The following is a 254-nucleotide window of genomic DNA, read 5'->3' on the forward strand; positions in this document are numbered from 1 at the left end:
GCATCCAGATCGCGCAAGCAGCGGCGCACCCTCAAGCAGATGCATGCCGACCTGGTCGCGCTCGGCTACCAGGGCTCATACAACCGCGTGGCAGCGTTTGCACGAGCGTGGCATGCGCATCGCCATGAGGTTGAGCAGACCACGGGCCGAGGCACCTTCGTGCCCCTGACCTTCGGCCCGGGCGAGGCGTTCCAGTTCGACTGGAGCGAGGACTGGGCGGTCATCGGCGGGGAGCGCACCAAGCTGCAGGTCGC

General features: G+C 67.7%; 1 pseudogene. It reads left to right on the forward strand.

Going from position 1 to position 254, the window contains the following annotated elements:
* Positions 1–254: pseudogene (locus AC3A6J_RS28070) on the forward strand (IS21 family transposase); the annotation flags it as partial.

The sequence above is a fragment of the Variovorax sp. Soil_C_39 genome (genome assembly GCF_057656815.1).